The 6,289-nt window shown below is 71.6% G+C and carries 7 protein-coding genes and 1 pseudogene; 7 read left to right on the top strand and 1 reads right to left on the bottom strand.

The features are described from left to right. A partial coding sequence (olsA, locus tag AC2W7M_RS17995; RefSeq protein ID WP_486133761.1) for a lyso-ornithine lipid O-acyltransferase occupies nt 1–828 on the top strand: 828 nt, incomplete at its 5' end. A 24-nt stretch (nt 829–852) separates the two neighbouring features. On the opposite strand, the pseudogene AC2W7M_RS18000 reads toward olsA, so the two are convergent. Next, nucleotides 853–1,757: pseudogene (locus AC2W7M_RS18000) on the bottom strand (alpha/beta fold hydrolase). Between the two features lie 131 nt (nt 1,758–1,888). Between AC2W7M_RS18000 and pdxY the strand changes: the two are divergent. From pdxY to AC2W7M_RS18030, 6 genes are all read left to right on the top strand, one after another. Beyond that, the gene (pdxY, locus tag AC2W7M_RS18005; protein ID WP_486133763.1) at nt 1,889–2,740 is read left to right on the top strand and encodes a pyridoxal kinase PdxY; all 852 of its coding nucleotides are present in this window, start codon (nt 1,889–1,891) and stop codon (nt 2,738–2,740) included. A gap of 119 nt (nt 2,741–2,859) precedes the next feature. After that, nucleotides 2,860–3,756, top strand: coding sequence for a PhzF family phenazine biosynthesis protein (locus AC2W7M_RS18010; RefSeq protein ID WP_486133765.1), 897 nt, complete (start codon nt 2,860–2,862; stop codon nt 3,754–3,756). 175 nt (nt 3,757–3,931) lie between these two features. Beyond that, a complete protein-coding gene (locus AC2W7M_RS18015; RefSeq protein ID WP_486133767.1) occupies nt 3,932–5,032 on the top strand; it encodes an alkene reductase in 1,101 nt (366 codons plus the stop codon). Continuing rightward, nucleotides 5,032–5,778, top strand: coding sequence for an NUDIX hydrolase (locus tag AC2W7M_RS18020; protein WP_486133769.1), 747 nt, complete (start codon nt 5,032–5,034; stop codon nt 5,776–5,778). Before AC2W7M_RS18015 ends, AC2W7M_RS18020 begins: the two co-directional genes overlap by 1 nt. Nucleotides 5,779–5,804: 26 nt before the next feature. After that, nucleotides 5,805–6,101, top strand: coding sequence for a hypothetical protein (locus tag AC2W7M_RS18025; protein ID WP_486133771.1), 297 nt, complete (start codon nt 5,805–5,807; stop codon nt 6,099–6,101). Beyond that, nucleotides 6,101–6,289 (top strand): hypothetical protein (locus AC2W7M_RS18030; protein WP_486133773.1); only part of this gene is annotated, 189 nt, incomplete at its 3' end. The genes AC2W7M_RS18025 and AC2W7M_RS18030, both read left to right, overlap by 1 nt.

Here is a 6,289-nt window from a genome sequence, read left to right on the forward strand (position 1 = left end):
GACGCGGTCGGCCCGCTCGGGCCGGACAGCCCGATGCTGGCGCGCGGGCTCATGCGGCTGCGCCTCGGCCTGGTGCTCGCGGTGGTGCTGGCGGCGACGGGGATCGGCCTGCCCCTTCAGTGGGCCGCCCTGAAACTAAAGCTGCCGCTGCGCCGGTGGATTCCCGTGCTCTATCACCGCCTGCTGCTGCGTCTGCTCGGCGTCCGGGTGCACCTGAAGGGCGCACCTGCCGCCGACCGGCCGCTGCTGCTGCTCTCCAACCATGTGTCCTGGCTCGATATTCCCGTCATCGGTTCGCTGACGCCGCTGTTCTTCGTGGCGAAGAGCGAGGTGGCGGCCTGGCCCCTGGTGGGACTGCTGGCGAAGTTCCAGCGCACCGTGTTCGTCGACCGCCAGCGCCGCCAGGCGACCGGCAGCGTCAACCGCGAGATCGCCGAGCGCCTGCATGCGGGCGATCCGGTGGTGCTGTTCGCCGAGGGCACCTCGTCCGACGGCAACCGCGTCCTGCCCTTCCGCACCGCGCTGGTGGGCGCGGTGCGCGAGGCGGTGGCGGCCGCCGAGGCGGTGAGCGTCCAGCCCATGGCGATCGCCTATGTGCGGCTCCAGGGCCTGCCCATGGGGCGCCGGCATCGGCCGGCCGCCGCCTGGTTCGGCGACATGGAGCTGGCGCCCCATCTCCTCGACGTGCTGCGCCACGGCGCCATCGACGTGGAGGTGAGCTTCGGCGCGCCTTTGGTGCTCGACGCCGCCCACGACCGCAAGCAGGTCACGCGCGATGCCGAACGCGCCGTGCGCGCCCTGTGCGCCGCCAGCCTTGCGGGGCGATAGGGTCTCCCGCGCGACGGGGCGGCCTCACCCGCCGGCGAGAAACCCCTTCACCGCCTCCAGCACCGCCTCGGGCGCTTCCTCGCAGACGAAATGGCCGCACGGCACTGCGGTGCCCGTGATGTCCGGCGCCAGCGCGCTCCAGGCCTCCAGCGGGCTCGCGCCGCGGCTCGGGATGCCTGCCTCGCCCCACGCCGCGAAGGTGGGGCACAGGAGGACGCGCCGGCGGCGAGGTCCGCCTCGTCATGGGCGAGGTCGATGGTGGCGCCCGCCCGGTAGTCCTCGCACATGGCGCGCAGATGGTCCGGCGCGCCGATGGCGGCGCGGTAGTGGGCGAGCGCGCGCGGGTCGAAGGCGGAGAGGTCCTTCTTCGCGGTCCAGCTCGCCAGCGTCCAGTCGAGGAACCAGGCGGCCTTGGGGCCGATCAGCGTCTCCGGCAGAGGATGCGGCTGGGCGAGGAAGGCCCAGTGGTAGACCTGGAGCGCCCGCGCCCGGTCCATGCGGTGCCACATGACATAGGTCGGCACGATGTCGAGCAGCGCGAGGCGGTCGATGCGGCCGGGATGGTCGAGCCCCATGCGGTAGCCCACCCGCGCGCCCCGGTCATGGCCCATGAGGGCGAAATGGGCGAAGCCCAGATCCTCCATCACCTTCACCAGCGCCGCGGCGGTGGCGCGCTTGGAATAGGGCGCATGGTCGGCGCGCGGGGCCGGCGCCGCGCTCCAGCCGTAGCCGGGCAAATCCGGGATCACCAAGGTGTGGGTCTTCGCCAGCGCGGGCGCCACCTTGTGCCACATGGCCGAACTCTGCGGGAAGCCGTGCAGCAGCAGCAGCGGCGGCCCCTCGCCGCCCTTGCGCACGAAGATGCGGCCGGCCTCGGTGTCGATGTTGTGCGCGGCGAAGCCTGGGAAAAGGTCGGCAAGGTCGGTCACGGCGTCCTCCGGGGCTGCGGCCACTATTCATAAGCCGGGCGGTGAGGGTTCATGATGAAAATCGATTTGTGAAGGCGCGCGCGCGGCGCTACCTCGCACGGGAACCGCGGCCTGCGGGAAGAGGACGCATCGTGACGCAGATTCTCTCGATCCAGTCCCACGTCGCCTACGGGCATGTGGGCAACGCCTCGGCCGTGTTCCCGCTGCAGCGGCTCGGGGTGGAGGTCTGGGCCATCAACACGGTGCAGTTCTCCAACCACACCGGCTACGGCGCCTGGCGCGGCGCGGTGTTCGACGCTGCCCTGGTGTCGGACCTCGTCGCCGGCATCGCCGAGCGCGGCGTGCTCGGCCGCTGCGACGGCGTGCTCTCCGGCTATATGGGCGCGGCCGACATCGGTGCCGCCATTCTCGACGCGGTCGGGCAGGTGAAGGCCGCCAACCCCAAGGCGCTCTATTGTTGCGATCCCGTGATCGGCGATGTGGGCCGCGGCATCTTCGTGCGCCCGGGCATCCCGGAATTCATGCGGGAACGGGCGGTGCCCGCCGCCGACATCATCACCCCCAACCATTTCGAGCTGGAGCTGCTCGCCGGCCGCACCGTGACGACCCTCGACGAGGCGGTCGCGGCCTGCGACGCGCTGCACGCCGTCGGCCCGAAGGTGATCCTCGTCACCAGCCTGCACACGCAGGAGACGCCGGAGGGCTTCATCGACCTGATCGCCTCGGGGCCGGACGGCCGCTTCCTGGTGCGCACGCCGCGCCTCGACGTGAGCCTCAACGGCGCCGGCGACGCCATCGCCGCCTTGTTCTTCGTCCACTGGCTGAGCACGACCAGCAGCGCCACCGCGCTCGCGCGCGCCGCCTCCTCGATTTTCGGGCTCCTGGAGCGGACCGAAAAAGCACAGTCGCGGGAATTGCTTCTGGTGGAAGCACAGGAGGAGTTCGTCGCCCCCTCCCGCCTCTTCACGGCCTCGGCGATATAAGGCAAATTTGTGGCGCTGCGTCGTCCGGCGCGGTCCGTCCATCCTGTGCGCGGGGGCGCGGGGAGAAGCAGCTCGTTGCGCGGGGTCAGGCATGGCCGCCCGCCGCCTGGGGACATGGGATGCCGCGCCGCTACGTGACGCTCGACGTCTTCACCACCCGTCCGTTCGGGGGCAATCCGCTGGCCGTGGTGCTCGATGCCCAGGGCATGGACGAGGCGGCGATGCAGCAGGTCGCCCGGGAGTTCAACGTCTCCGAGACGGTGTTCGTGCTGCCGCCGAAGAACCCCGCCAACAAGGCGCGCATCCGCATCTTCACGGTGGCGCACGAGATGCCGTTCGCCGGCCACCCCACGGTGGGCGCGGCGGTGCTACTGGCGCTGGAAGGCAAGATGGAGAAGGGCAGCTTCACCATCGAGGAGCAGATCGGCACCATCAAGTGCGAGGTGGCGACCCAGGGGGCGGGCTCGCGCAAGGGCTCGGCGGTCTTCACCGCACCGCGCAAGGGCGAACTGGAGGAGGTCAACCTCTCCCGGGCCGCCTGCGCCGACGCGCTGAGCCTGGAGCCGAGCGATATCGGCTTCGACGCCCACCGCCCGGTGGTGGCCTCGGCCGGCGTGCCGTTCCTGTTCGTGCCGCTTTCGAACCTCACCGCGCTCGCCCGCGCCCGGCCGGACGAGGCGGCCTTCATCGCCGCGCTCGGCGCGTTCGGCGAGGCGCTCTATCTCTACACCCCGGACGAGGAGGGCGACGCCGATTTCCGCGCCCGCATGTTCTCCCCCGGGCTCGGCACCGAGGAGGATCCGGCGACCGGCGCCGCCGCCGCCGCCTTTCCCACCGTGCTGATGGACGCGGAGAACCGCGTCGACGGCCACCACAAGGTGCGCATCGACCAGGGCTTCGAGATGGGGCGCCCGAGCCGGCTCGACCTCGGCTTCACGGTGAAGGACGGGCAATTGGTGGAAGCCACAATCGGCGGCGGGGCGGTGGTGGTCGCCGAGGGCGTGCTGCACGTGTGAGCACCCCGGCGCGCGCCGCGCCGGGCGAAATCCACAGTCGGAACAAGTCTTTCCGCTCGGGGATGTCACGCAAAATTCACGCCTGCGCCCTTGGCGCGCGGGCCGCGCGGCCTATCTTTGATCCATCCCCACGGCCGCGCTCCGGCCTTCCCCCCTTTTGCGAGAGCTAGCCTTCATGAGCGCCACGCACCCCTCCTTGTTCGACAGCTTCCGCCTCGGCGACGCCACCCTCTCCAACCGGGTCGTCATGGCCCCGCTCACCCGCAACCGCGCGGCCGCCGGCGGCGTGCCGGGTCCGTTCGCGGTCGAATACTACGCCCAGCGCGCCGGCGCGGGCCTCATCGTCACCGAGGGCTCGCCCATCTCCCAGGAGGGGCAGGGCTATCAGGACACGCCCGGCATCTACACCGACGCCCAGGTGGAAGGCTGGAAGAAAATCACCGAGGCGGTGCACGCCAAGGGCGGGCACATCTATATCCAGATCTGGCACGTGGGCCGCGTCTCCCATGTCTCGCTCCAGCCCGGCGGCGCCGCGCCGCTCGCCCCCTCGGCCATCCGCGCCGAGGCCAAGACCTTCGTGAACAACGGCTTCTTGGAGACGTCCGAACCGCGCGCGCTCGCGACCGACGAGGTCAAGCAGGTGGTCGACCAGTATCGCCGCGCCGCGGCGAACGCGGTGCGCGCCGGCTTCGACGGCGTGGAGCTGCACGGCGCCAACGGCTATCTCATCGACCAGTTCCTGAAGGACGGCACCAACAAGCGCACCGACCAGTATGGCGGTTCGATCGAGAACCGCGCCCGCTTCCTGATGGAGGTGGTGGACGCGGTCTCGGCCGAGATCGGCGCCAAGCGCACCGGCCTGCGCCTGTCGCCGGTCTCGCCGGCCAACGGCATCTCGGAGGGCAACCCGCAGCCGCTCTTCAACCATGTGATGGAGGAGCTGGAGAAGCGCCACCCGGTCTATGTCCACGTGGTGGAGGGCGCCACCGGCGGCCCGCGCGACATCGATCCGAACTTCTCGTTCGAGGAGCTGCGCCAGCGCTATTCCGGCGCCTGGATGGTGAACAACGGCTATGACGGCGCCATGGCGCAGAGCGTGGTGGCGGAGGGCAGGGCGGACCTCGTCGCCTTCGGCAAGTCGTTCATCTCCAACCCCGATCTGGTGGAGCGCCTGAAGCGTGGCGCGCCGCTCAACGCGCCGGTGCGCGAGACCTTCTATGGCGGCGGCGCCGAAGGCTATGTGGACTATCCCGCGCTCGAGGATGCGGCGGCCTGATGGCCGCGGGCTGGGGCGCCGAGGCGGGACCGGGCCGGCGCATCGCGCCGGTCGCGGCGCTCGATTTCGTTCTCGAGCCCGGCGGCTGGCCTGAGGCCGAACCGCACCGCGCGGAGATCGCGGCCCACTTCGCCGCCCGCGCAGCGGGCAATCCCGCTCTGTGGAACGGCGCGCTGCTGCTGCTGCGCGCCGGCTCGCTCAGCGCCGGCGACGTGGTGCGCGGCGCCTTCCGCCAGACCGACTTCGCGAGCTTCCTGTGGTGGCGCGAGGCCATGGGCTGGCGCGACCTCGGCATGGTGAACGCCTTCGCCCTGGCGGCGATCGAGGGCGCGGACGGGGCGTTCGTGCTCGGCGTCATGGGGGCGCACACCTCGGTTCCCGGCAGCGCCTACTTCCCCGGCGGCACGCCGGACCCGAACGACGTGGCGGAGGGCGGCCGGGTGGACCTTGCCGCCTCCGCCATGCGCGAGCTCCAGGAGGAGACCGGGCTCACGGCCGGGGACGTGGCCCATGACGGCGGCTTCATCGCCGTGCATGACGGCCCGCGCCTCGCCTTCCTGCGCCGCCTGGTGTTCACCGAGACCGGCGAGGCGCTCGCGGCGCGCATCCGCGCGTTCCTCGCCGCCGAGCGGGAGCCGGAACTGGCCGACGTGATGGTGGTGCGCGGCGTGCGAGACATTACGCCGCGTGTCGCGCCGTTCGCAGAGGCCTATATGCGCGCACGCTGGGCGGCGGACGGGCGCTGACGGCGAACAGGCCTGGAGGGATGTCGATGATCCGCAACTGGTTGAAGGGCGCCGGCCCGCTATCCCTCTTGGCGCTCGCGCTCGTCCTTGCGGCGCCCGGCGCGGCACGCGCCGAGGGCTGGGCCGAATATCGCCAGCCCGACCTCTCCGGTGCCATCTACGCCGCCGCCAACGGCGACCTCATGGTGCTCGTCGGCTGCAAGGAGGGCGGCCGGCCGGCGCTCCAGGTGACGCTGCCGGAGGGCAGCAAGGCCCGCGCGGACGCCAGGGCAGCGTCTCGCTCAGCGTGGACGGACGCAGCTTCGGCTTTTCCGGCGAGGTGATGGCCCTCGACGACGGCGCCGGCAAGGTGATCATCGCCGCCATCAGGGCGAACGACCCGCTGCTGAAGGCGCTCGGCGCCGGCTCCGAGCTGAAGGTCGCCCAGGGCAGCGCGTCCTATGTGCTGCCGCTGGTCGGCGCCGGCGCCGCGGGTGGCGAGCTTCCAGGCGGCCTGCGGGCCGAAGCCGCG

The organism is Xanthobacter sp. BG11Y11_SDJG, from assembly GCF_057364445.1.